The sequence below is a fragment of the Mesorhizobium sp. M0106 genome (assembly GCF_040322715.1).
Taxonomy (GTDB): Bacteria; Pseudomonadota; Alphaproteobacteria; order Rhizobiales; family Rhizobiaceae; genus Mesorhizobium.
The window spans coordinates 1-24887 of sequence record NZ_JAMYUA010000015.1 but is presented as its reverse complement, the minus strand read 5'-3'; the positions used below and the strand labels follow the sequence as shown (position 1 = coordinate 24887).

The following is a 24887-nucleotide window of genomic DNA, read 5'->3' as shown; positions in this document are numbered from 1 at the left end:
CCTCAAGCCGCTCCTGACGATCGCAGCGATGGCGCTGGGTATGACTGTTGCTGTCACCCTGCCGGCGCGGGCGCTCGTTGAGCTCAACGTCAATAAGGGCAATGTCGAGCCGTTGCCGATCGCCATCACGGACTTCCAGGGCGGCGATGCGCTCGGCGCCGAGATTTCCGGCATCGTCAGTGCCGACCTGAAACGCTCCGGCCTGTTCGCGCCGATCGACAAAAGCGCTTTCATTGAAAAGATCTCGAACCCGGATGCCACGCCGCGCTTCGAAGACTGGAAGGTGATCAATGCGCAGGCGCTGGTCACCGGCAGTGTCGGCAAGGAGGCTGACGGCCGCATTCGCGCCCAGTACCGGTTGTGGGACACGTTTGCCGGCCAGCAGATGTCGGGCGAGCAGTTCTTCGCCAACGACGCCAATACCAGGCGCGTCGCCCATATCATCGCCGACGCGATCTACGAGCGGCTGACCGGCGAGAAGGGCTATTTCGACACGCGCGTCGTCTTCATCGACGAATCCGGTGCCAAGAATGCGCGCAAGAAGCGGCTTGCCATCATGGACCAGGACGGCGCCAACGTCCGCTATCTCTCGAACGGTAAATCGATCGTGCTGACGCCGCGCTTTTCGCCGAACCGGCAGGAAATCACCTACATGTCCTATGAAAGCGGCCAGCCGCGGGTGTACCTGCTGCAGATCGAGACGGGGCAGCGCGAGCTGGTCGGCAATTTCCCCGGCATGACGTTTGCGCCGCGCTTTTCGCCGGACGGCCAGAAGGTAATCATGAGCCTGCTGCGCGATGACGGCAATTCCAACATCTTCGCCATGGATCTGAGAAGCCGCTCGACGACCAGGCTCACCAACTCGACCGCCATCGATACCTCACCCTCCTATTCGCCTGACGGCAGCAAGGTGGTGTTCACCTCGGATCGCGGCGGCCGCGCGCAGATCTATGTGATGGGCGCCGACGGCTCGGGCCAGACCCGCATCTCGTTTGGCGACGGCGTCTATTCGACGCCGGTGTGGTCGCCGCGCGGCGATCTCATCGCCTTCACCAAGCAGACCGGCGGCGAATTCCAGATCGGCGTCATGCGCACCGACGGTTCGGGTGAGCGCATCCTGTCCACCGGCTTTCAGCAGGAAGGGCCGACCTGGGCGCCCAACGGCCGGGTGCTGATGTTCTTCCGCGATTCCAATGGCGGACCAAAACTTGTTTCGGTCGATCTCACCGGCCGCAACGAACAGTCGATCCCGACGGCGAACTTCGCCTCGGATCCGGCCTGGTCGCCGCTGCTGGAGTGATGGAAGAAGAACTGAGGAATTGAAGAACTGAAGAACTGAGGAGATGGAGAAGCCGGGGCGCTACGTTGAGCGCGCGAGGGACCTGGAGGTCTACAAACGCGCCTACGCGGTTTCTCTTGAGGTGCATAGAGCCACGCTTGCTTTTCCGAAAATTGAGCAATACGCGCTAGCCGATCAATTGCGTCGCTCGAGTAAGGCAATCTGCGCCAATTTAGCTGAGGGATTTGCCAAGCAGAGCCATTCCAAAGCCGAATTCGCTCGCTTCGTTTCGATGGCGGTGGGGTCATGCAGCGAAGTGGAGACGTGGATATGTTACGCGTTCGATCTTGAATACATCACGCAGTCCCAACTCGACGCCTGGCGGCAATCTTATGCCCAAATCCATGGGATGCTCGTGAGCCTCAGAGAGAAGCTGACGTAATTCCTTTTCTTCAATTCCTCAGTTCTTCAGTTCCTCAATTCCCTCTTTTTCATGTTTTGGCCGCATTTCCGCCTACGGTCCGCGCTCATTGTCGCCCCTCGGCAGAACGGTTGCGGACGGCAGCCGAAAACCAAATTTTAACCGTGTTTCTTGAGCGTCGGTTAACCCAAACGTGGTTACTGGACGATCAATGAAATCACTCGAATTGCGAAGGAGAGGCGGCATGGGCCGTATCGCAGCACTTACCACAAACCCGGTCATGATCGCGCTGGTCGCTATGCTCGCGATCACCGGTTGCGCCTCGAAGAAGACGCCGAACAGCGCCGCCGATCTTGGCCTCAACGGCGCCGGCGCGGCAACGCCAGGGTCGGCCCAGGACTTTACCGTCAATATCGGCGACCGCATCTTCTTCGATACCGATTCGTCCTCGATCCGCGCCGATGCGCAGACGACGCTGTCGCGCCAGGCGCAGTGGCTGAACCAGTACAAGCAGTATGCCATCGTCATCGAAGGCCATGCCGACGAGCGCGGGACGCGCGAATACAATCTGGCGCTCGGCGCCCGCCGTGCTGCCGCCACACGCGACTTCCTGGTCGCCAAGGGTGTTTCGGCGCAGCGCCTGAAGACCATTTCCTACGGCAAGGAGCGTCCGGTCGCGGTTTGCGACGACATCTCCTGCTGGTCGCAGAACCGCCGCGCCGTAACCACGCTGGGCGGCGCCGGTTCTTGATCGGCATAAATGCAACACTTGGTGTGAAAGGCGGCCAAAAGGCCGCCTTTTTCATATCTGCTCGCTCCAAACAAAATTTGGCCGAAGTCTCACGTCCTGTTAAGAGCCGAGAGCGTCTGGCTAGTCCCCAGTTGACTGGTCTACTTCGAATGAGAGGCGCGCAACAATGGTTTCACGGCGAGAGGCACATGCATTTCAGATCGGTCTTGAGCGGCACGCTTGCGCTGCTGCTCGTATCAAGTATCGCGGCACTTGCTGACGGGGCAAACGGCACCGGGCCGTCATCGGAAAGCGGTTTTTCCTTCCACCTGCCGACGATCAAACTGCCCGGCATTTTCGGCGAAAAGAAAAAGCCGGATCAGGTTCAATTCGCGCAACAGGATGGCACCGGCACTCCGGCGCTGGAGGAACAGCTCCGGCAGATGAATGGCAAGATCGAGGAACTCAATTTCCAGGTCCTGCAGATGCAGGAGCAGATCCGCAAGCAGCAGGAAGACAACGAATTCCGCTTCCAGCAGTTGGAAGGCGGTCCGCAAGGCGCGCAGCAGCCGGCCGAGCAGAAGAAGTCCGAGGCGGCGCCTAGCAGCGACAGCCCCAACGGCGACAGTAACGTGGCGGAGGCGCCGGGGACGCCGGCTGCGGCCGATGCGGGCAAGGCGGCAGACGGCGACAAGAGCGTCGAGGACGTCATCGTCGAATCGCCCAACGGCGATCCCGGCAAGCTGATCCCCGGCGCGCCGCCCAAGACGTTCGGCACCATCACCGTCGACAAAAACGGCAATGTCGTCGAAGCCGACGGCAATGCGCAAGCGAATGCGCCGCAGCAGAATACGGCCCCAGCCAACGGCGCCAGCGCAGCCGGCAACAAGGCCGGTAAATCCGATGATACGGTGGTCGCGGCACTCCCGTCGACCAACGATCCGGAAGAGCTTTACCGCAATTCTTACCAGTTCATCCTGTCGGGCGACTACAGCACCGCCGAACAGGGCTTCCGCGACCATATCGCCCGTTTTCCCAAGGACGCCAAAGCGGCGGACGCGCATTACTGGCTTGGTGAATCGCTGCTCGGCCAGCAGAAATACCGCGATGCGGCCGAGACTTTCCTCGCTGCCAGCAAGGACTATCCCAAGGCCAAGAAAGCGCCAGACATGCTGCTGAAGCTCGGCGTTTCACTTGTCGGGCTGAAGCAGCGCGACGTGGCCTGTGCCACCTTCAGCGAGATCGGCAAGCGCTATCCCGATATTTCCGGCGCGCTCAAGGAGCGGGTCAAGCAGGAAAGGGCGCTCGCGGCGTGCTAGTTTTTCTGTTGCATGTCGTAGCCCCAAAACCGGGTCCACTTTTGGGCGACATGCATGATGCTCGACACCGAGCCTGACCTTTCGGATTTTTCGCGGATCGACTTTTCCAACGGCGCTGTTGCGGCCGTGTCCGGCGGCAGCGACTCGACCGCCCTTCTCCTCCTCCTCAAAGCCCATCTCGACCGTAACGCCCCGGCAACGAAATTGCTGGCGGTAACGATCGATCATCAATTGCGGCCGCAAGCGGCAGCGGAAGCGCAAGCCGTGGCCAGGCTGTGCGCGGCGCGCGGCATTGCCCATCGCGTCCTCGCCTGGTCGGGGCACAAACCCTCGACCGGCCTGCCTGCCGCCGCGCGCGAAGCCCGATACCGGCTGCTCGCCGAGGCCGCCGACGCGACAGGCATCGGCCTGATCCTGACCGGCCACACCGCCGACGACCAGGCCGAGACCGTGCTGATGCGGCAAGCACGTGACGACGGGCCAGGTGAGGAGAGGCCGCGCGACGAAGGGCGGGGCCTTGCCGGCATGGCGCCGGCAACCCTCTACGAGTGGCGGCACTGGATCGTGCGGCCGCTGCTCGGCATAAGGCGTGCTGACCTGCGCGAATTCCTGCGGCGTGAACAGGTTGCCTGGATCGAAGATCCGACCAATGCCGACACCGCTTTCGAGCGGCCGCGCGTCCGCGCAGCACTTGCCGAAGGCGATGGTACGCCTCGCGTGGCTGAAGCGATAGCGCTGGCCAGAAAGGCGGCGGTCGAGCGTGAGCAGCTGGGACATCGCGCGGCCATGCTGATCCGCAGCTTGGCCTCCAGGCCGGCCGCCGGCCTCGTCCGCCTCGATCGTGATTTTGCGACGGCCGCCGACAGCCGGGCGGCCATTTATGCGCTGCGCATCCTGCTGGCGGCGACCGGCGGCACCGCCTTCCTTCCCGACCAGGCCCGCAGCGAAGCCCTTTTCGGCCGGTTCCGCACCGGGCCGCTTTGTGCCACATTGTCGCGGACCGTGATCGATGCCCGGCGTACCGGCATCTTTCTGCACCGCGAATTGCGCGATCTGCCGCCCGCTGTTGCGGTTTCCGACAATGCCCTGTGGGACGGCCGCAGACGGATCACATTGGGCGACAGTCCAGGTGCATTGTTGATCGCGCCGCTGTTGGTAGCACCGCTCGGGGCGGCTCTTGCCGCAAAGCGGGCAATTGAAGGGCATGGCACGCCGGCAAGTCTTGTACGCGCAGCCCTGGCCGCCGAGCCGGCGCTCTGGCGGGACGGCGAATGCCTTGGTTTGCTCGGGGAAGGCCCGGGTTTGCCCGGGGAAGGCCCGATGCCGGCGGCTGTCGCCGCATATCCGGCAGTCGCGCCCTTCGCCCGTTTCCTGCCGTCCTTCGATCTGGCGCCGGCCGATGCCGTCGCCGCCTTGCTTGGCGCGGCGCCGGTTCCAGCCTCGCCATTCGGTGGCCACAGTGCCGGCCTACCACGGCCGAATGCTTAACCGAGACCTGCTGTTATGCTTGGCAAGGGGGAACGCTCTCCCTATGTTATGGCCAAGTTTCCTCTCACGACGCGTGTCCGCCCAGCGGCGCCAACGGGACAATTGATGAATCCGAATTATCGCAACCTCGCGCTCTGGGCGATCATAGCGGTCCTGCTCATCGCTCTCTTCAATCTTTTCCAGACGCCGCAGACGCGTGGAGCCTCGAGCGATGTTCCCTATTCGCAGTTCCTGCAGGAAGTCGCGGCGGGACGGATCAAGTCGGTGACCATCGCCGGCGCCCGTATCTCCGGCAACTACACTGACAGTTCCAACGGCTTCCAGACCTATTCGCCTGGGGATCCGTCGCTGGTTTCGCGGCTGCAGGACAAGAACGTCACCATCAATGCGCGTCCTGAATCCGACGGCTCCAATTCGCTGTTCGGCACCCTGATCTCCTGGCTGCCGATGATCCTCATCCTCGGCGTCTGGATATTCTTCATGCGCCAGATGCAGTCCGGTTCCGGCCGCGCCATGGGCTTCGGCAAGTCGAAGGCCAAGCTTTTGACCGAAGCACATGGCCGCGTCACCTTCCAGGACGTCGCCGGCGTCGACGAAGCCAAGGAAGATCTGGAAGAGATCGTCGAATTCCTGCGCGACCCGCAGAAATTCCAGCGGCTCGGCGGCAAGATCCCGCGCGGCGTGCTGCTCGTCGGTCCTCCCGGAACCGGCAAGACGCTGCTCGCCCGCTCGGTCGCGGGTGAAGCCAACGTGCCGTTCTTCACCATTTCGGGCTCGGACTTCGTCGAGATGTTCGTCGGCGTCGGCGCAAGCCGCGTCCGCGACATGTTCGACCAGGCCAAGAAGAACGCGCCTTGCATCATCTTCATCGACGAAATCGACGCGGTCGGCCGCCATCGCGGCGCCGGCCTCGGCGGCGGCAATGATGAACGCGAGCAGACGCTGAACCAGTTGCTGGTCGAGATGGATGGCTTCGAATCCAACGAAAGCATCATCCTGATCGCCGCCACCAACCGGCCAGACGTGCTCGATCCGGCGCTGCTGAGGCCGGGCCGCTTCGACCGCCAGGTGGTGGTGCCGAACCCCGACATCGTCGGCCGCGAGAAGATCCTGAAAGTGCATGTGCGCAACGTGCCGCTGGCGCCCAATGTCGACCTCAAGGTGATCGCGCGCGGCACGCCGGGCTTTTCCGGCGCCGACCTGATGAACCTGGTCAACGAGTCCGCCCTGATGGCGGCGCGGCGCAACAAGCGCCTCGTCACCATGGCCGAATTCGAGGACGCCAAGGACAAGATCATGATGGGCGCCGAGCGCCGCTCGTCGGCGATGACACAGGCCGAGAAGGAGCTGACCGCCTATCACGAGGCCGGTCATGCCATCCTGGCGCTCAACGTGCCGTCGGCCGATCCGCTGCACAAGGCGACCATCATTCCGCGCGGCAGGGCACTCGGCATGGTCATGCAGCTGCCGGAAGGCGACCGCTATTCGATGAGCTACAAATACATGATCTCGCGCCTCGCGATCATGATGGGCGGCCGTGTCGCCGAGGAGTTCAAGTTCGGCAAGGAGAACATCACCTCGGGCGCCTCCTCCGATATCGAGCAGGCGACCAAGCTGGCGCGTGCCATGGTGACGCGCTGGGGCTTCTCGGACAAGCTCGGCCATGTCGCCTATGGCGACAACCAGGAGGAGGTGTTCCTCGGCCATTCGGTGGCGCGCACGCAGAACATCTCGGAAGAGACGGCGCAGATCATCGACGCCGAAGTGCGCCGGCTGATCGACGAGGCCTATTCGACGGCAAGGTCCATCCTGACCAAGAAAAAGAAGGAATGGATCGCGCTGGCGCAGGGCCTTCTCGAATACGAGACGCTGTCCGGCGAGGAGATCAAGCAGCTGATCGCCGGCAATAAGCCCGCGCGCGACCTTGGCGACGATACGCCGCCGAGCCGCGGCTCGGCCGTGCCGAAGTCCGGCCGCCGCAAGAAAGGCCCCGAGCCCGAAGGCGGCATGGAACCCCAGCCATCAAGCTAGGCTCCGGCCCAGGACAGATCGACTTCGAAACGCCGCGGCTCTAACCGCGGCGTTTTCTCTTGGGGAATGCGACCCTTCCTGCATCGCTGGAAATTGGCGAAAGTGACGATGACGGCCAATCTCCCCCTCGTGGGGGAGATGTCCGGCAGGACAGAGAGGGGCGCGAAGGAATGGGGCCTTCTATCGTCCTCGTTGACGATTTCGGGAAGATCGACAAAGCGCGCCGGAGAATGAAGCTCGCATTTTTTTGCCGGCGGCGCCACATTTTGTTCTTGCTTTGTGCCGGCAGCTATGCTATTAATTTGGGTATAGTGCCAATTGGCGCTGACGACCCGCCCGCTGAGGCGGGTTTTCTGCTTCTGGCTGTGAAAGTTCCGGTGGTGCCGAGATCGATGTCGGCCGGACAGAGCGAAGAAACGCGATCTGACTGTTGGTTCGACCTCGGAAGGCCCTCTCACTTGTTCGGCAGCAACAAAAAAGCCCGCGAACCTTGGGGCTCGCGGGCTCATGTCGTCGGATGGTGGCGCCGGTCAGCTCTTCAGCTTGGCGTTGCAGAGGCTGTAGAAGCCGCCGCCCTTCTGGATCCACCTGAGGCCGCCCAGCGTGTTGGCGTCCTTGTTGGCGTAGTAGAGGTCGAGGCAGGTGTGCATGCGGCCCTTGGCCGGGGTCTCGGTTGCATACTTCTTGGAGATCGTCGTCGGGAATTTCACGCCCTGGGGGGCGGTGATGGTCGGCGGTTGCGGATCGCCGGTGTACTTGGCGTCGGGAGCCGGCAGGGTGTCGTCGTCGGCTGCGCCGGCGCCGCATTGGCTCTTGCGGAAGTCGTTCCACTTCATGCCATTCAGCGTGTTGCCGGCCTTGGCAGCCTGATATTTGGCGCTGCAATCCGCCATGCTGAGGCCTTTGCCGGTATCGGTCGCGGCGGCTGTCGTCGCCTTGGCAGGTGCCGCGGCAGGCTGTGCGGCTGCAGTTCCGCCGGCGGCGCATTCACTCTTGCGGAAGTCGTTCCATTTCATGCCGTTGAGCGTGCCGGCAGCCTTGGCGGCCTGGTATTTGGTGCTGCACTCCTTGGCCGTCAGCCCAGGCGCCGCGTCATCGCTGCTGGCCGCCGCTGCTTTGGTCGTGGCGGCGGGTTGTGCGGCTGCCGTCGCGCCGGCGGCGCACTGGGTCTTGCGGAAGTCGTTCCACTTCATGCCGTTGAGCGTGCCGGCAGCCTTGGCGGCCTGGTATTTGGTGCTGCACTCCTTCGCCGTCAGGCCCGGCGCCGCATCGTCGGCGGCGGCTGCCTTGGTCGTGTCGGCGGCCTTGGCCGTGGCTTTGGCTGGCGCGGGTTCGGTTGTAGCGGCGGTGGCATCGGTGCCGCATTGGGCCTTGCGGAACTGGTTCCAGTTCTGCCCGCCAAGCGTTCCCGCATCCTTAGCCGCGTTATACTTGGTGCTGCACTCGGCCATGGTCAGCGCGTTGGCAGGCGCCGCCAGGAATAAGGTCGCGACGGCAAGACCCGTCAAAGTGGCAAGTCGGTGGATGAGCATGCGTTTTCTCCCTACGGCGGTTCATGATATGTCCCAGTGCAGCAATAGCGCTCAACGGCTGGTTGCGCCAGATGCTAAGTAGCGTAGAGACAAATTTAGAAGTGCATTCTTTTCTTTAAGGTGATGAATTCGTTGCCGGGACTGTCTCCCGGCCAAGTTCGTCCGGGTTTATTGCACGGAGAGCGCGCATATGGCTGGTTCCCAGCGAGGACAATGCGTCGCATGACAGCCAGTCAAATAGGCGGGTGCGGCGGACCTGAGCCTACCACTGTCTGGAGCAGCACGATGCGGATTCGGGTTCAAGGCCACACTGCCACAGACCAAAGGATCCAGATGAGGTTTGAGTTGACGTTTCTGATGTTGCTGCCGCAACAAGGGCTCGGAACTTGAAAATCAACACACTAGCGTGACGCAAAACACACAAAACAATAATTTTCTAAGGATTGGTCGTCCATAATCATACAATGTGATGACGGGGCTTGGGCCATTTTATGGCATGAGATGCTCGGAAAGAACCATCGGGAAGCTGGCGAACATGGCAGGACATTATTTCGGTACGGACGGCATTCGTGGGCGAGCCAACAAGTTTCCAATGACGGCGGAGGTCGCCATGCGGGTCGGCATGGCCGCCGGCCTCTCGTTCCAGCGCGGCAGCCACCGCCACCGCGTCGTGCTCGGCAAGGATACCAGGCTTTCCGGCTACATGATCGAGAACGCGATGGTATCCGGCCTGTGCGCCGCCGGCATGGATGTCTTCCTGCTCGGCCCGATTCCGACGCCGGCTGTTGCCATGCTGGTGCGCTCGCTGCGCGCCGATATCGGCGTGATGATCTCTGCCTCGCACAACCCCTATTACGACAACGGCATCAAGCTGTTCGGTCCCGACGGCTACAAGCTGTCCGATGAGATCGAGGAGCGTATCGAGGGGATGCTCGACAAGGATATCGAACTGGCGCTCGCCGATTCCGATGGGCTCGGCCGCGCCAAACGCGTCGACGGCGTGCATGACCGCTATATCGAATTCGCCAAGCGCACGCTGCCGCGCTCGATGTCGCTGTCGGGCCTGCGCATCGTCGTCGATTGCGCCAATGGCGCCGCCTACAAGGTGGCGCCCGACGCGCTGTGGGAACTCGGCGCCGAGGTCGTTGCCATCAATGTCGAGCCCAACGGCTTCAACATCAACAAGGAATGCGGCTCGACTCATCCGGCCGGCCTGCAAAAGAAGGTGCACGAGGTGCGCGCCGATATCGGCATTGCGCTCGACGGCGATGCCGACCGCGTCGTTATCGTCGATGAAAACGGCGCGATCGTCGATGGCGACCAGATCATGGCACTGATCGCCGAATCCTGGCACCAGAGCGGACGGCTGGCCGGCGGCGGCGTCGTCTCGACGGTGATGTCCAATCTCGGCCTCGAACGCTTCCTCGGCGACATGAACCTGCAGTTGCATCGCACCAAGGTCGGTGACCGCTATGTCGTCGAGCACATGCGTGCCCATGGGCTCAATGTCGGCGGCGAACAGTCGGGCCACATCGTGCTGTCCGATTTCTCGACTACCGGCGACGGGCTCGTCTCGGCGCTCCAGGTGCTCGCCTGCATCAAGCGCCATAACCGGCCGGTCAGCGAACTGTCGAAGAAATTCGAGCCGGTGCCGCAGCTTTTGAAGAATGTGCATATTTCCGGCGGCAAGCCGCTGGAGGAGGCGCCGGTCAAGGCGGCGATCGAAGATGCGCGCAATCGCCTCGGCAAGGCCGGGCGCCTGGTCATCCGGCCATCCGGCACGGAGCCGCTCATCCGCGTCATGGCGGAGGGCGACGACCCGCAGCTTGTCGAGTCCGTGGTCAACGACATCGTCGAGGTCATTTCGGAAACGCGCAGCGCCGCCTGATCTCCCTCCAACATCGGTTCAAAAGCCCGCCTTGCCGGCGGGCATTTTATTGAGTCGCGGCCAGCTCCGCCTGCAGCAACGGCCGCCAGATTGCTCCACTTTTAGTGATTCGTGGTTAATCAATACGGTTAAACGCCTTTTAACCTTTCCGATTCATTATCCACAACTGAGATCAATCACATTTCGGGCGCGTTCGCCGTTCGAGGGTTCTCAGGGGTGATAAAGCATGTTCAACACAGCAAGAATGGCTCTCCTGGCCGCGCTGTTTGCCGGCGCCGGGCCGGCATTCGCCGCCGATTTCGTCGAGCCGCCCGTCGTCGAGGAGGCGCCGCCACCGATCGCCTACGAGCAGCCGGCCGACTTTGGCGGCTGGTATATCCGTGGCGACATCGACTATCACTGGTCGAAGTTTCGCGGCGCCGACTATATCACCTACGGACCGCCTCCCGGAACCGGCACTTTTGACAGCGGCAAGCTGAAGAGTGCTTTCTCGGCCGGTGCCGGCGTTGGCTATCAAATCGACCGGCACTTCCGCACCGACTTGACCGCGGACTGGATGAGCAAATCCACCTTCCGCGGCTCGACCAGCGGCATCTGCCTTGATGGAGATCCGTGTACTTCGGTCGACACCTCGTCCTATACCGCGCTGCTGCTGCTCGCCAACGCCTATGTCGATATCGGCACATGGCACGGTATCACGCCCTATGTCGGCGCCGGCATCGGCGGCGCCTGGGTTAAGTGGGATACACTCCACAACAGCGATGAAGACGGTGAATTCTTCCACCACGGCGGCAAGGGCTGGCGTTTTGCCTATGCTGCCATGGTTGGCGCATCCTACTGTTTGACCGATCGCGTCAAACTCGACGTCGGCTACCGCTACAGCCATATAAACGGTGGGAAGATGTTCGACTTCGGCAGCGGCGTCGGCCCCGGCTATGACAATGGCATCAATGTTCATGAGGTGCGCGGCGGCCTGCGCTACCAGTTCGGCAGATCGGACTGCGTTGAACCGGAACCTTATGTTCCGGAACCCGAGCCCGTCTACACCAAGTAGTCGCTTCGAAATCGAGGAATTCGTTGACCGCCCGGCTGATGCCGGGCGGTTTCGTTTGGCTGCCTAAACATGCTGCGGCGCTCTGTAACACCGTCCGGCTCGAGGAGCGAAGGCGGATCAAATCAATTGCTAACGCCTTGTTATCCTTAACCCGCACTTAACCACTATGGTTAACAATGCTGTCTGAAACGGCGCGCGATCGCGAATGCGCCAAGTTCGGGAGCCGAGGACCATGACATTCAAATCGCCTGTAGCACTGGCGCTTGCAGCAGTCGTCCTGGTGCCGCTGACGCCGGCGCTTGGCGCCGATTACGAACCGCCGGTCTATGTCGACCAGGCGCCCGACTATGTACCGGTCGAGGTTGGCTCGGGATGGTATCTGCGTGGCGATGTCTCCTATCTGGTGCAGAAGAGCTTCAAGGATGAGCATTTCGCCTTTACACCCGCGAGCTTCGACGAAAAGGAAGATCCCATCTTCGCCAGCATCGGCTTCGGCTACCATTTCAACGACTATTTGCGCGCCGATCTCAATGTCGGCTATCTTCCCGGCAACAAGATCGACGTCGGCTATAACGACGGAACGACCGTGGCATCGGCGACCCTGAAGAACTATGCCTTCTCAGGCATACTCAATGGCTATGTCGATCTTGGGACCTATGTCGGAATCACACCTTATCTCGGCGCTGGTGTCGGTATCCTGCAGAGCAAGCGTCGCCTCTCGGCGAGCTACTTCACCGACAACGCCGACCCCACCGACGATTTCGTCCTGCGTGACAACAAGACCCAATACTCCTTCGCCTACACGCTGAATGCCGGCCTTGCCTACCAAGTGTCCAAGAACGTCTCAGTCGATCTGGGCTATCAGTATTTTTCCGCGCCAGACGCCGAATATGTGACTGCCGAGAGTCTGACTTCTTTTCCGATCCGCAAAGGGATCAACAATCATCAAGTCAAAGTCGGACTACGCTACGATCTCTGGTAGGCTCGATCGAAGCCGAGGCGTTGACAATGGCGGGTCGCAGGCCCGCCGTTTGCGTTTCGCCCTCGGCAATATCCCGGCAGCGACAAAAACTTTCCCCTTGACGCCGAAAGCCTGAACGCATATCGCCATCCGTGGGCCACCCCTCCCCAACGAGGGGCCACTATCTGGAAGGATAGACCACGATGTCCACGCATACCAAGCCCGGATTCCGTCCGGCAAATCCCAATTTTTCCTCAGGTCCCTGTGCAAAACGCCCCGGCTGGTCGGTCGAGGCGCTCAAAAATGCCGCGCTCGGGCGCTCGCACCGTGCCAAGATCGGCAAGACCAAGCTCGAACAAGCGATCGAGCTGACGCGGGAAATCCTCCAGGTTCCGGCGGATTACCGCATCGGCATCGTGCCGGCCTCGGATACCGGCGCGGTCGAAATGGCGCTGTGGTCGCTGCTCGGCGAGCGCGGCGTCGACATGGTGGCCTGGGAGAGCTTCGGCTCCGGCTGGGTCACCGATGTGGTCAAGCAGCTGAGGCTCGCCGATGTGCGCAGGTTAGAGGCTGACTACGGCGCACTGCCCGACCTGACCAAAATCGACTTCGACCGCGACGTGGTCTTCACCTGGAACGGCACGACGTCGGGCGTGCGCGTGCCGAACGGCGACTTCATCCCGGCCACACGCAAGGGCCTGACCATCTGCGACGCTACTTCGGCGGCCTTTGCGCAACAGCTCGATTTTCAGAAACTCGACGTTGTCACCTTCTCCTGGCAGAAGGTGCTGGGCGGTGAGGGCGCGCACGGAATGCTGATCCTCAGCCCGCGCGCCGTGGAACGCCTGGAAAGCTACAAACCGGCCTGGCCGCTGCCGAAGATCTTCCGTCTCACCTCGGGGGGCAAGCTGATCGAAGGCATATTCAAGGGCGAGACCATCAACACGCCGTCGATGCTGTGCGTCGAGGACTATCTCGACGCGCTGCGTTGGGCGAAGTCGATCGGCGGCCTTGACGCGCTGGTCACCAGAGCGGATGCCAATGCCGCCGTTCTCGATCGCTTTGTCGGAAAATCTTCCTGGCTCGGCCATCTTGCCGTAGACCCGGCGACGCGTTCGAACACATCGGTCTGCCTTTCCTTCACCGACCGGCAAGTCGCTGCACTCGACGCCGATGGACAGGCTGCGTTCGCCAAGGCAATTGTCTCGGTGCTCGACAAGGAAGGCGTCGCCTACGACATCGGCGCCTACCGCGATGCACCGCCCGGCCTGCGCATCTGGTGCGGCGCGACAGTCGAGACCTCCGATCTCGAAGCGCTGCTGCCCTGGCTCGACTGGGCCTTTGCGGCGCAAAAGGCGTCGCTCAAAGCGGCGGCCTGACTCCCTCCCCCTCGAGGGGAGGGTGGCCCGAAGGGCCAGGTGGGGTCGCCTCCACCCGCTCAACGATCCGCCATCCAGAAAGAAAAAGATTTGGCCGCATCCGGCCGCAACGACCCCACCCCGGCGCTTCGCGCCGACCCTCCCCTCAAGGGGGAGGGACGCCAATCGCAAAGGACCAAGCCAATGCCCCGCGTTCTCGTCTCAGACAAACTTTCCACCACCGCCGTGCAGATCTTCAGGGATCGCGGCATCGAGGTCGACTATTTGCCGGATCTCGGCAAGGACAAGGAAAAACTGCTCGAAGTGATCGGCCAGTATGATGGGCTGGCCATCCGCTCGGCGACAAAGGTCACGGAGAAGCTGATCAATGCCGCGACCAGGCTGAAGGTCGTGGGCCGCGCCGGCATCGGCGTCGACAATGTCGACATCCCGGCGGCGAGCCGCAAGGGCATCATCGTGATGAACACGCCCTTCGGCAATTCGATCACCACCGCCGAGCATGCCGTCGCCATGATCTTCGCGCTGGCCCGCCAGATACCGGAGGCCAACGCCTCGACCCACGCCGGCAAATGGGAAAAGAACCGCTTCATGGGTGTCGAGATCACCGGCAAGACGCTGGGCATCATCGGCTGCGGCAATATCGGTTCGATCGTCGCTACGCGCGGCGTCGGCCTGAAGATGCATGTCATCGCCTTCGATCCATTCCTGTCGGACAGCCGCGCCGAGGAGCTCGGCGTCGAAAAGGTCGAGCTCGACGAGCTGTTCGCCCGCGCCGACTTCATCACGCTGCACACGCCGCTTACCGACAAGACGCGCAACATCATCGACGCCGCGGCGATCGCCAAGATGAAGACCGGCGTGCGTATCATCAACTGCGCCCGTGGCGGGCTGATCGTCGAGGCCGACCTGATCGCGGCGCTGAAGAGCGGCAAGGTGGCCGGCGCCGGCATCGACGTGTTCGAGGTCGAACCGGCGGACAACAACGCACTGTTCGGCATGGAGAATGTCGTGGCGACGCCGCATCTCGGCGCGTCGACCACCGAAGCGCAGGAGAATGTCGCCCTGCATGTCGCCGAGCAGATGTCCGACTATTTGATCAAGGGCGCCGTTTCCAACGCCATCAACATGCCGTCGATCACCGCCGAAGAGGCGCCGCGGCTGAAACCTTTCGTCAAGCTTGCCGAAGTGCTCGGCGCCTTTGTCGGACAGGTCACCGAGGATCCGATCAAGGAGGTCGAGATACTGTTCGACGGCTCGACCGCGACGATGAACACGCGCGCGCTGATCAGTGCCACCCTTGCCGGGCTGATCCGGCCGCAGGTCTCCGACGTCAACATGGTGTCGGCGCCGATCATGGTGAAGGAGCGCGGCATTATCGTCGCCGAGGTCAAGCGTGACAAGTCGGGCGTGTTCGACGGCTATATCAAGCTGACGGTCAAGACCGAGCACAGGACGCGCTCGATCGCCGGCACCTGTTTTTCGGACGGCAAGCCGCGCTTCATCCAGATCAAGGGCATCAATCTCGACGCAGAGGTCGGCCAGCACATGCTCTACACGACCAATGCCGACGCGCCCGGCATCATCGGCCTGCTCGGCACGGTGTGCGGCGAGAACGGCGTCAACATCGCCAACTTCCAGCTCGGCCGCAACCGGCCGGGCGGCGATGCCATCGCATTGCTCTATCTCGATGCGCCGTTCCCGGAAAACGTGTTGGCGCAGGTGCGCTCGCACAAATCGATCGACTCCGCCAAGCGGCTGCATTTCGATGTGGGGATAGCCTGAAATTCGGCCGCCCCGTGTGTGCAGCAGCACGCGGGGCGGCGGAACGTCGCGGCAAGCGACTTCATTCAGCAGCGGATGCCGCCATCTTCCGTCCGCTGTATTCGGCGAGGCTGATGCCACCGAGCACCAGCGCGAGAGCCAGCGCCTGATAGAGCTGGAATGTCTCACCGACAATCAGCACCGATAGCAGCGTACCGAAGATCGGCACCAGATTGATGAACAGGCCGGCCCGGTTGGCGCCGATCAGCTCGTTGCCCCTGATATAGAAGATCTGCGAGATGACCGAAGCACCGATGGCGGTATAGAACGCGACCGCCCAGCCGCGGGCATCGGGGACGATGACCTTGCCGGCGGCAATCTCCCACAGGAAGAAAGGCAGCGATGTGACGAGTGCGGCAACCGACAGCGCCAGCATCAGGCTCTGCCAGCGGATGACCGGCTTCAGCCGCAACCCCACCGAATAGAAGGAGTAGCAAAGCACGGCGACCAGCATGATCGCGTCGCCAAAGTTGAGATCCAGCTTGAGAAGCTGGCGCAGGTCGCCATGGCTCGCCGTCACCGCGACGCCAATGATGGTCAGCACGACGCCAGCCATCTGCACCCGGTTCACCCGCAGACGAAACAGCACGAAATTGGCGATGATGATCACGATCGGTATCGCCGCCTGCTCGATCGAGACGTTGATCGCCGTCGTGTAGTTGAGCGCCGTGTAGAAGATCGCATTGAAAAAGGCGAAGCCGCAAGCGCCGAGCCCGCCAAGCAGCAACCAGTGCCTGCGCACCACCGGCCAGTCTTGGCGTAGCGTTCCCCAGCCGATCGGCAGCAGGATCAGAACCGCCAGCAGCCAACGCAGGAAGACCAGCGTCATCGGCGAGATATGACCGACCGCCAGCTTTCCCGCCACGGAGTTGCCGCCCCACAGCAAGGTGGTGCACAGCAGGAACAGATAGGCGGCTCGATGCATCGTGAACTCCCGGCCAGGCAGAGGGAATTTGACGGTCGGTGTGGGCCTATTGCGACCGCCAGCCCAAGTAAATGATGTCAAAGACGAAAATTGTTGTGCCTCGGAGCGTTTTGGGCGGCAAAGAGTGGTCGCGCTCGCCGGGTCTTGACGCTATAGAGCGACGTGCGTGCAATTGGACGCTACAAAGTACGCGTCGGAAGGCTCGCGTCGTGCTTTTCCGAAAATCGATTCCGATTTTGGGGGCCGATGCGATAGAGGCCTATCGTTTCGAATTGTTTCAAGCTGCTCGTGCGGCGTCTCAAGGGAAAAGAAATATGGCCAATGTGGTGGTCGTCGGCTCGCAATGGGGCGATGAGGGCAAAGGCAAGATCGTAGACTGGCTGTCGGAGCGCGCCGATGTTGTCGTGCGCTTCCAGGGCGGCCACAATGCCGGCCACACGCTGGTCGTCGACGGCAAGGTCTACAAGCTGTCGCTGCTGCCGTCCGGCGTGGTGCGGCAAGGCAAGCTTTCCATCATCGGCAATGGCGTCGTCTTCGATCCGCACGCTTTCGTCGCGGAGGTTGCGAAATTGAAGGCGCAGGGCATCGAGGTGACGCCAGACCGCCTGAAAATAGCCGAAAACACCGCGCTTATCCTGTCCTTGCACCGGGAGCTGGACGGATTTCGCGAGGACGCCGCTTCCAATTCCGGAACGAAGATCGGCACGACCCGTCGCGGCATCGGTCCCGCCTATGAAGACAAGGTGGGCCGGCGCGCGGTCAGGGTGATGGATTTGGCGGATTTGGAAACGCTGCCCTTGAAGGTCGACAGGCTGCTGACGCACCACAATGCGCTGCGGCGCGGGCTCGGCCATGCCGAGGTCACGCATGAGGCGATCATGAGCGAGCTGATCTCGGTGGCCGACGAGATCCTGCCCTATATGGACCGCGTCTGGAAAATCCTCGACGACAAGCGCCGCGCCGGCGAGCGCATCCTGTTCGAGGGCGCGCAAGGCACGTTGCTCGACATCGACCACGGCACCTATCCGTTCGTCACCTCGTCCAATACGGTTGCCGGTCAGGCCGCCGCCGGGTCGGGTGTCGGGCCGGGCGCCATCGGCTATGTGCTCGGCATCACCAAGGCCTATACGACGCGCGTCGGCGAAGGCCCGTTTCCAACCGAACAGAAGAACGAGATCGGCGAGTTCCTGGGCACGCGCGGCCATGAATTCGGCGTCGTCACCGGCCGCAAGCGGCGCTGCGGCTGGTTCGATGCCGTGCTGGTCCGCCAGGCCGTCGCCGTCAACGGCATCAAGGGCATTGCGCTGACCAAGCTCGATGTGCTCGATGGGCTGGACGAGATCAAGGTCTGTACCGGCTACCGACTCGACGGCGAGGCGATCGATTACCTGCCGGCCAGCCAGGGTGCGCAGGCCCGCGTCGAACCGGTCTACGAGACGCTGGAGGGGTGGAAAGGCACCACTGCCGGCGCGCGCAGCTGGAACGACCTGCCGGCCCAGGCGGTGAAGTACGTCCGCTACATCGAAGAGCTGATCGGCGCGCCGGTCGCACTCCTTTCCACCAGCCCTGAACGGGACGACACGATACTTGTGACCGATCCGTTTCAAGACTAGTTTCTCAGCCTTCCGGGCATTGCGGCTGATTTGCGGGGGCCGGCCCAGAAACAAATGCAGGTCGACTGACGTATGGTAGATTTTGTTCCTATTCTGAAAAAGGCGCTCGATAAACTCGGTGAGCCGTCGGCGGAAGTGCGCGCCAGGGTCTATGACAGGGCCCGTTCGTCAATCGCGAAACAACTGGCAGAGAAGGCCACGATGACGCCTTCCGATGTCGACCGGCAGATGCGTGCACTGGAAGACGCCATCGCCAAAGTCGAGCGGGACTATGCCAAGCCTGCGCCGCCACCCGACCCGCTGGCGGAACTGGAGGACATCTTCTCCTCCATCGACCGCAACAAGAACCAGTCCAGCCATATCCGACAGCCAGCAAAGACGGAGCCGGCATGGCAGCCGGCCAAGACCGAGCCGGCAAAGACCGGGCCAGCCTGGCAGCCCACGCCCGCCAAGCCGGCGCCGAACTGGCAAAAGCCGCAGCCCGTCGCTCTTTCTCAGGAGCGCGCTGGTCCGCCGCCGTCCGATATGGATCTTCCGACGGCTGACGGCCAAGACGGCGTTTTTCGGGGCGACGACTTTTCCAACGACGGCGGCCCCGCGGAGGACACGTTCCAGCGGCTCCATCCTGCCGAGCGCAGGCGCAGCTATGGCGGTCTGATCGCCGCCGCCATTGCCTTGCTTGTCATTGCCGGTGGTGGGTATGGCATCTGGCTGAACAAGGATGCGTTCGGCAGCATGCTCGGCCTCGACTCGACCAAAGCCGTCGCCACCGAACCGCTGGTAAAACCAGCCCCGGCCAAGCCGGAGGCCGATGCGGCCGTACCGGCCGCCGCGCCTCCGACGGAGGCCGGCGAGGGCGCGAAGTTCACGCAGCGCCTGACGCCCGAGGGCCACGAAGTCGATCCCGGCCCCGCGGCCGGGCAGGCGGGCATCGGCGAAGGCGAATCCGTCGCCGCACTGACCACGCCGCCATCGGCCGCACAGGCGCCGACCACCCCGGCACCCGCCGCGCCGGCACCGGCCGCACCCGCCGACAAGCAAGCCACGGCCAATGCTCCAGCAGTCGATGGGTCCGCTGCACCAACTCCCGCGACGCCGCCCGCCAACGGGGCAGCAGCGCCGGCCGATGCTGCAGCGGCCGCCCCGCCGCCCGCACCGGCAGCGGCACCAACGGCAGTTCCGCCGCAAGCCACGTTGGCCGTCGGCCAGAAGGCGATCTTCTACGAGGAGCGCACCAGCACCGCTCAAGGCTCGGCCGAGCCCGGCAACATCGTCTGGTCGCTAGTGCAGGAATCGCCCGGCGGCGACTTGCCGCCCGAGCCGGCGATCCGCGCCGAGGCGACCATTCCAGGCAAGGATATCCAGTTGCGCATGACGATCCGTCGCAACACCGACCAGACGCTGCCGGCCAGCCATATCATCGAGATGATCTTCCTGACGCCTGACGGCTTCGAGGGCGGCGGCGTCGACAACATCCTGCGTGTCGCCATGAAGGGCTCCGAGCAGGATGCCGGAAGCCCGCTGATCGGCATCCCGGCCAAGATCGCCGACGGTTTCTTCCTGGTTGCGCTCAACGATACCAAGGCGGATGAAGACGCCAATCTGACCTTGCTCAGAGGCCAGGACTGGATCGACGTGCCGGTCGTCTACAAGACCGGGCGGCGGGCGCTGCTCACCATGGAAAAGGGCATTCCAGGCGAGAAGGTGTTCGACGAGGCGCTGAAGGCCTGGCAGACTAAGACGGCGGGGTGAAGACGGTCCGCCACCCCGAAGCTCCCCAGCAGTTCAGAAGCCCTGGAACAGCATATCGAGCGCGGCCACGATCTCGTCGTGATGCCTCGTCAGATTCAGTCGGCTCTCGCCCAGTTCCGTCGCCGCAACCGTGGCGATCAAATGGGTGGCCATGACCAATTTCCGACCATTGATCTCGAAAATCGGGTGGAGCTTTCGCATTGGTGATGGCGCCATCGCAGCCGGCAGAAGCGGGACGACCACCCGGGTCTTGAAATGGTCTAGCAGATCGGCCTGGACGTCGAGGAGATAGCCGCCTTCGATGCTACCCGCGAAGACGTCGTAGCGCGCCATCAGAATTGCCGATGTTCTGCCAGCGGAATACCGTGTTTTTCGACATATTCGTTCCACGCATCTATCGTCGCGCGGTTCTCAAGCTTCCACAGCCGCGTCTTTTCGGCGGCCACGGCCTCGGCGATGCCGGCTTCAGCGGCGCGCGAGACATTCACATCGAGCCCCTTGGCTTCCTTCATGAGCTTTGAGTCGATCGACAGATTTGCCGGCTGGCGAACCGCATTCACAGCAATTTTGCGCATGATCACCTCCACAGTATGCGCATAACATATGCGCATTCCTCTCTAGTCGCAATGACAAGGTGCTTGAACTCGCGAATTACCCCTCCATCTCCTCGCGCAGCATTTCCAGTTCCAGCCATTCCTCCTCGAGCGCTGCCAGTGTGACGCGCTCCTTGTCGAGCGCGGCAATCGTCTTCTGGAACGAGGCCGGGTCACGCTCGTAATAGGCCGGATCGGCGATGTTGTTCTCCAGCCGCGAGATCGAGGCCGACACCGCCTCGATCTTCTTGGGCAGCGATTCCAGCGCGAATTTCTGCTTGAACGACAGTTTCTTGGCCGAGCCCTTCGGTGCGGCCGCTTCGTTCCTGCTTGCCGCCGTCGCTTCACCGGCTTCTGCTTTTGGCCGCGCCCTGCGGTCGTCCAGCCTGGTGCCGCCGCGCTGCGCCAGCATGTCGGAATAGCCGCCGGCATATTCGATCCAGCGGCCGTCACCATCCGGCGCGATAATGCTGGTCACGGTGCGGTCGAGGAAATCGCGATCGTGGCTGACCAGGATCACCGTGCCGGCAAAGCCGGCGACCAGTTCCTGCAGCAGCTCCAGCGTCTCCATGTCAAGATCGTTGGTCGGCTCGTCGAGCACAAGCAGGTTTGCCGGCCGCGCCAAAACGCGGGCGAGGATCAGCCGTGCCCGCTCGCCGCCTGAAAGCTCGCGCACCGGCGTGCGCGCCTGTTCCGGCTTGAACAGGAAGTCTTTCATGTAAGAGACGACGTGGCGCTGCTCGCCATTGATGACGAGGTTCTCGCCGCGCCCGTCGGTGAGATACTGCGCCAATGTCTCCTGCGGGTCGACGGTTTCGCGCTTCTGGTCGAGCGTGGCGATCTCCAGATTTGTGCCGAGCCGCACCGTGCCCGCGTCCGGCTTCAATTCGCCGGTCAGCATCTTCAACAGCGTCGTCTTGCCGGCGCCGTTCGGCCCGACCAGACCGACGCGATCGCCGCGCTGGATGCGGGTCGAGAATCCCTTGACCACGGTCAGATCGCCAAAGCTCTTCTCGATGTTCTTGGCTTCGATCACCAGCTTGCCGGATTCGGCGGCGTCGCTGGCTGTCATCGTCGCCGCACCCTCGGCGCCGCGATGACCACGAAAGCGCTGGCGCATGGTCTGCAACTCACCGAGCCGGCGCATGTTGCGCTTGCGCCGCGCTGTCACCCCATAGCGCAGCCAGTGCTCCTCGCGGACGATCTGGCGACCGAGCTTGTGCTGCTCGCGCTCTTCCTCCTCCAGCACCGTGTCGCGCCATTCCTCGAAATAGCCAAAGCCCTTGTCGAGACGGCGGGTCTGGCCGCGGTCGAGCCAGATTGTGGCGCGTGACACGCGCTCGAGAAAACGGCGGTCATGCGAGATGACGACCAGTGCCGAGGAGGTGCGGGCAAGCTCCTCCTCCAGCCATTCGATGACCGAAAGGTCAAGATGATTGGTCGGCTCATCGAGGAGGAGAATGTCGGGCTCCGGCGCCATGACGCGGGCGAGGGCGGCGCGCCGCGCCTCGCCGCCGGAGAGGTCGTTCGGCCGTTCCTCGCCGGATAGGCCGAGATGCTCCATCAGGTAGGTGGCGCGGTAGGGATCGTCGGCCGGCCCGAGCCCCGCCTCGACATAGGCGCGGACAGTCGCAAAGCCGTCCATGTCGGGCATTTGCGGCAAGTAGCGCACGGTCGCCGATGGCTGGCGGAAGACTTCGCCGTCCTGCGGTTCGATCAGCCCGGCGGCGATCTTGAGGAGCGTCGACTTGCCAGAGCCGTTGCGGCCGACCAGGGCGATCTTGTCGCCAACTGAGGCTGTCAGGGCGGCACCGTCTAGCAGCGGCGTGCCGCCAAAGGTCAGCTTTATCCCGTCGAGATTGAGAAGCGGCGGCGCCATGTCAGCTTTCTGGGCTCAGCTTTCCGGAAGAGGATAGGGATGCGCGAGCAGCAGCGCGCGGCCGCTGGCCAGCGCGATTTCCAACCGGCCCCTGACCTCGTTGGAAATGGTCAGCGACGAGCCGAACGCAACCTCGACATGGTCGAGCGGCCATTTGGCGCCGGTGACTGTCAGGCCGGCGAGATCCGAAAAGCCGAGCACCGAAAACAGCGTGCCGTCGGCATAGTCGAAGTCAGTCTTTCCCGGCAGCAAGGGAATGCCTTCCTGTGCGCCGCTGGTCAAAAGCACTTCCGTCCCGCCTTCCGCCAGCCGGACGCTCAGCGCCAGATGCAGGAAGATGTGGTCGGTACGTTTGCCGCCGAAGGCGCCTGCGAGCACAAGGCTGGTCGCACCACGTTCGAGTGCGGCGGCGATAGCGAGTTCACCGTCGGTCTTGTCTTTTTCGGCGGGAAACACCTGCCGTGGCACGGCGGCCAGATCCTCCGGCAACTCGGCAGGCACCGAATCGAAATCGCCGACCCAGAGTTCCGGCCTCAGGCCCAGCATGCGGGCATGGCCGATGCCGGCATCGGCGGCGATGACACGCGAGCCTTCGACCTGGCGGTCGAGCAGCGGCGTGCGGATGAGATCGCCGCCAAGCAGGATGGTGAATGTGCTCATATCTCGTGGCCCTTACCAGCCCTGCCCCGGAAACGGAAGATGAAACGGCAGACGAAACGGAAGGCTGGGCTTTGGATGCCCGGCAAACTTCCGCTTGCGCAGCACTTCCGCCGGGCCTATGTGTCGCAACGCTCTAACGGGGTGCCGGACGCGATTTTCGCGGACCGGCTGAGAGGCAAGACTGCCAACCCGCTGAACCTGATCCGGTTTGTACCGGCGGAGGGATTAGACGTTTCGGACAGCCCGACGCCTCAATTCCTTTCAACGCGAACGAAGGAGGCGCCGATGCGCAGTTTTTTCCACTCTCTTGTCTCAATTGTCCTGCTTGCGGCATCCGCGCTCGCCTTGCCAGGGCAGGCATCGGCACAGGATAGGCTGACGGTCTATACCTATGAAAGCTTCACCGCCGATTGGGGTCCGGGACCGGCGGTGAAGAAGGCCTTCGAGGCCGAATGCAGTTGCGTCGTCGAATTCGTCTCGGTCGCCGACGGCGTGGCGCTGCTCAACCGTGTGAAGCTGGAAGGCGCCGCGACCAAGGCCGATATCGTACTTGGCCTCGATACCAACTTAACCGCCGACGCCAAGGCAACCGGCCTGTTTTCGCCGCACGGCGCCGTATCGGGCGTCAGTGTGCCGGGCGGCTGGAGCGACGATATTTTCGTGCCGTTCGACTATGGCTATTTCGCCGTCGTCTACGATACCGAAAAACTGAAGAGCCCGCCGAAGAGCCTCAGGGAATTGGTCGAGGGCGATGCCGGAGAGAAGATCGTCATCCAGGATCCGCGCACCTCGACGCCGGGCCTTGGCCTGCTGCTGTGGGTCAAGTCGGTCTATGGCGACAAGGCGCCGGAAGCCTGGGCCACACTCAAGGCGAAGGTGCTGACGGTAACGCCGGGCTGGAGCGAGGCCTACGGCCTGTTCACCAAGGGCGAGGCGCCGATGGTGCTGTCCTACACCACCTCGCCGGCCTACCACATGGTCGCCGAAAACACCGAGCGCTACCAGGCGGCGTCCTTCGAGGAGGGCGAATATCTGCAGATCGAGGTTGCGGGGATCACCACCAAGGGTGCGAAGAACCCGCTGGCGGAAAAGTTCATTGCCTTCATGACCGGACCGAAATTCCAGGATGTCATTCCCGAAACCAACTGGATGTTCCCGGCCGGCAAAACCGACAAGCCGCTCAACCCGGCGTTCGACAAGCTGGTCAAGCCGACCAAGACCTTGCTGTTCAGCCCGGAAGACGTCGCGGCCAACCGCAAGGCCTGGGTCGATGAGTGGCTTGCGGCGATGAGCAAGTAGGGCTCAAGCCTCGTCGGATGTTTGCGCCAAGCCACCCCCCTCTGGCCTGCCGGCCATCTCCCCCTCAAGGGGGGAGGTCGGCAGCTTTGTCGCCTCTCCTCGTCCTGCCACTTGTGAGATTGGCGAAGGCGGCTGAGTGCGCAATCCCCCCCCCTCAAGGGCAGGGCTATCGCATATGAGTGATGGCATTGATGAGATAGTCGTCGTTCCAGGCGCATTTCTTGATGCGATGGCTGATGGGAACTTTGGCAGCATCGGCGGCC

At 62.7% G+C, this 24887-nt stretch carries 20 protein-coding genes and 1 riboswitch; of the genes, 14 read left to right on the top strand and 6 right to left on the bottom strand.

Going from position 1 to position 24887, the window contains the following annotated elements; all coding sequences use genetic code 11:
- Positions 1-28 precede the first annotated feature (28 nt).
- From tolB to ftsH, 6 genes are all read left to right on the top strand, one after another.
- On the top strand, positions 29-1300 hold the full coding sequence (gene tolB / locus NKJ55_RS16460; protein ID WP_245274748.1) for a Tol-Pal system beta propeller repeat protein TolB: 1272 nt from the start codon (positions 29-31) through the stop codon (positions 1298-1300).
- Between the two features lie 43 nt (positions 1301-1343).
- Positions 1344-1721 carry a four helix bundle protein gene (locus NKJ55_RS16455; protein ID WP_352450823.1) on the top strand — a complete coding sequence of 126 codons (378 nt, stop codon included), beginning with the start codon at positions 1344-1346 and terminating at the stop codon, positions 1719-1721.
- A gap of 223 nt (positions 1722-1944) precedes the next feature.
- Positions 1945-2451 (top strand): peptidoglycan-associated lipoprotein Pal, encoded by a 507-nt coding sequence (gene pal / locus NKJ55_RS16450; RefSeq protein WP_023677992.1) that lies wholly within the window; start codon positions 1945-1947, stop codon positions 2449-2451.
- Positions 2452-2639: 188 nt separating this feature from the next.
- Positions 2640-3749 carry a tol-pal system protein YbgF gene (gene ybgF, locus NKJ55_RS16445; RefSeq protein WP_352450822.1) on the top strand — a complete coding sequence of 370 codons (1110 nt, stop codon included), beginning with the start codon at positions 2640-2642 and terminating at the stop codon, positions 3747-3749.
- 57 nt (positions 3750-3806) lie between these two features.
- Positions 3807-5237 (top strand): tRNA lysidine(34) synthetase TilS, encoded by a 1431-nt coding sequence (gene tilS, locus NKJ55_RS16440; RefSeq protein WP_352450908.1) that lies wholly within the window; start codon positions 3807-3809, stop codon positions 5235-5237.
- A gap of 105 nt (positions 5238-5342) precedes the next feature.
- A complete protein-coding gene (gene ftsH / locus NKJ55_RS16435) occupies positions 5343-7268 on the top strand; it encodes an ATP-dependent zinc metalloprotease FtsH (protein WP_023677989.1) in 1926 nt (641 codons plus the stop codon).
- Between the two features lie 530 nt (positions 7269-7798).
- Here the strand turns inward: ftsH and NKJ55_RS16430 are convergent.
- Positions 7799-8461, bottom strand: a complete 663-nt coding sequence (locus NKJ55_RS16430) for a hypothetical protein (RefSeq protein WP_502901040.1) — start codon at positions 8459-8461, stop codon at positions 7799-7801.
- Positions 8462-9335: 874 nt separating this feature from the next.
- On the opposite strand from NKJ55_RS16430, the gene glmM reads away from it, so the two are divergent.
- The 5 genes from glmM to serA all read left to right on the top strand — a co-directional run bounded on the left by glmM (position 9336) and on the right by serA (position 15864).
- Complete coding sequence (glmM, locus tag NKJ55_RS16425; RefSeq protein ID WP_031213285.1) at positions 9336-10688, top strand: phosphoglucosamine mutase; 1353 nt, start codon at positions 9336-9338, stop codon at positions 10686-10688.
- 226 nt (positions 10689-10914) lie between these two features.
- Entirely contained in the window at positions 10915-11742 is an 828-nt protein-coding gene (locus NKJ55_RS16420; RefSeq protein ID WP_352450820.1) for an outer membrane protein, read from the top strand.
- 232 nt (positions 11743-11974) lie between these two features.
- Positions 11975-12724, top strand: coding sequence for an outer membrane protein (locus NKJ55_RS16415; protein ID WP_352450819.1), 750 nt, complete (start codon positions 11975-11977; stop codon positions 12722-12724).
- Positions 12725-12906: 182 nt separating this feature from the next.
- Entirely contained in the window at positions 12907-14082 is a 1176-nt protein-coding gene (locus NKJ55_RS16410) for a phosphoserine transaminase (RefSeq protein WP_352450818.1), read from the top strand.
- 183 nt (positions 14083-14265) lie between these two features.
- Positions 14266-15864, top strand: a complete 1599-nt coding sequence (gene serA / locus NKJ55_RS16405; RefSeq protein WP_352450817.1) for a phosphoglycerate dehydrogenase — start codon at positions 14266-14268, stop codon at positions 15862-15864.
- Positions 15865-15925: 61 nt separating this feature from the next.
- Here serA and NKJ55_RS16400 read toward each other — a convergent pair whose 3' ends face one another.
- Complete coding sequence (locus NKJ55_RS16400) at positions 15926-16828, bottom strand: DMT family transporter (RefSeq protein WP_352450816.1); 903 nt, start codon at positions 16826-16828, stop codon at positions 15926-15928.
- Positions 16829-17142: 314 nt separating this feature from the next.
- Here NKJ55_RS16400 and NKJ55_RS16395 point away from each other — a divergent pair, with 314 nt between their 5' ends.
- The gene (locus tag NKJ55_RS16395; RefSeq protein WP_352450815.1) at positions 17143-18441 is read left to right on the top strand and encodes an adenylosuccinate synthase; all 1299 of its coding nucleotides are present in this window, start codon (positions 17143-17145) and stop codon (positions 18439-18441) included.
- Between the two features lie 72 nt (positions 18442-18513).
- On the top strand, positions 18514-20193 hold the full coding sequence (locus NKJ55_RS16390) for a hypothetical protein (RefSeq protein WP_352450814.1): 1680 nt from the start codon (positions 18514-18516) through the stop codon (positions 20191-20193).
- Between the two features lie 33 nt (positions 20194-20226).
- Here NKJ55_RS16390 and NKJ55_RS16385 read toward each other — a convergent pair whose 3' ends face one another.
- From NKJ55_RS16385 to NKJ55_RS16370, 4 genes are all read right to left on the bottom strand, one after another.
- On the bottom strand, positions 20227-20526 hold the full coding sequence (locus NKJ55_RS16385) for a CcdB family protein (protein WP_352450813.1): 300 nt from the start codon (positions 20524-20526) through the stop codon (positions 20227-20229).
- Positions 20526-20768, bottom strand: a complete 243-nt coding sequence (locus NKJ55_RS16380; RefSeq protein ID WP_254816484.1) for a type II toxin-antitoxin system CcdA family antitoxin — start codon at positions 20766-20768, stop codon at positions 20526-20528. The genes NKJ55_RS16385 and NKJ55_RS16380 overlap by 1 nt, the downstream gene beginning before the upstream one ends.
- A gap of 76 nt (positions 20769-20844) precedes the next feature.
- Positions 20845-22665 (bottom strand): ABC-F family ATP-binding cassette domain-containing protein, encoded by a 1821-nt coding sequence (locus NKJ55_RS16375; protein WP_352450812.1) that lies wholly within the window; start codon positions 22663-22665, stop codon positions 20845-20847.
- A gap of 15 nt (positions 22666-22680) precedes the next feature.
- Complete coding sequence (locus NKJ55_RS16370) at positions 22681-23325, bottom strand: thiamine diphosphokinase (protein WP_352450811.1); 645 nt, start codon at positions 23323-23325, stop codon at positions 22681-22683.
- A 127-nt stretch (positions 23326-23452) separates the two neighbouring features.
- Positions 23453-23567: riboswitch (TPP riboswitch) on the top strand.
- Between the two features lie 43 nt (positions 23568-23610).
- On the opposite strand from NKJ55_RS16370, the gene thiB reads away from it, so the two are divergent.
- Positions 23611-24624 (top strand): thiamine ABC transporter substrate binding subunit, encoded by a 1014-nt coding sequence (gene thiB / locus NKJ55_RS16365; protein WP_352450810.1) that lies wholly within the window; start codon positions 23611-23613, stop codon positions 24622-24624.
- Positions 24625-24887: the final 263 nt, after the last annotated feature.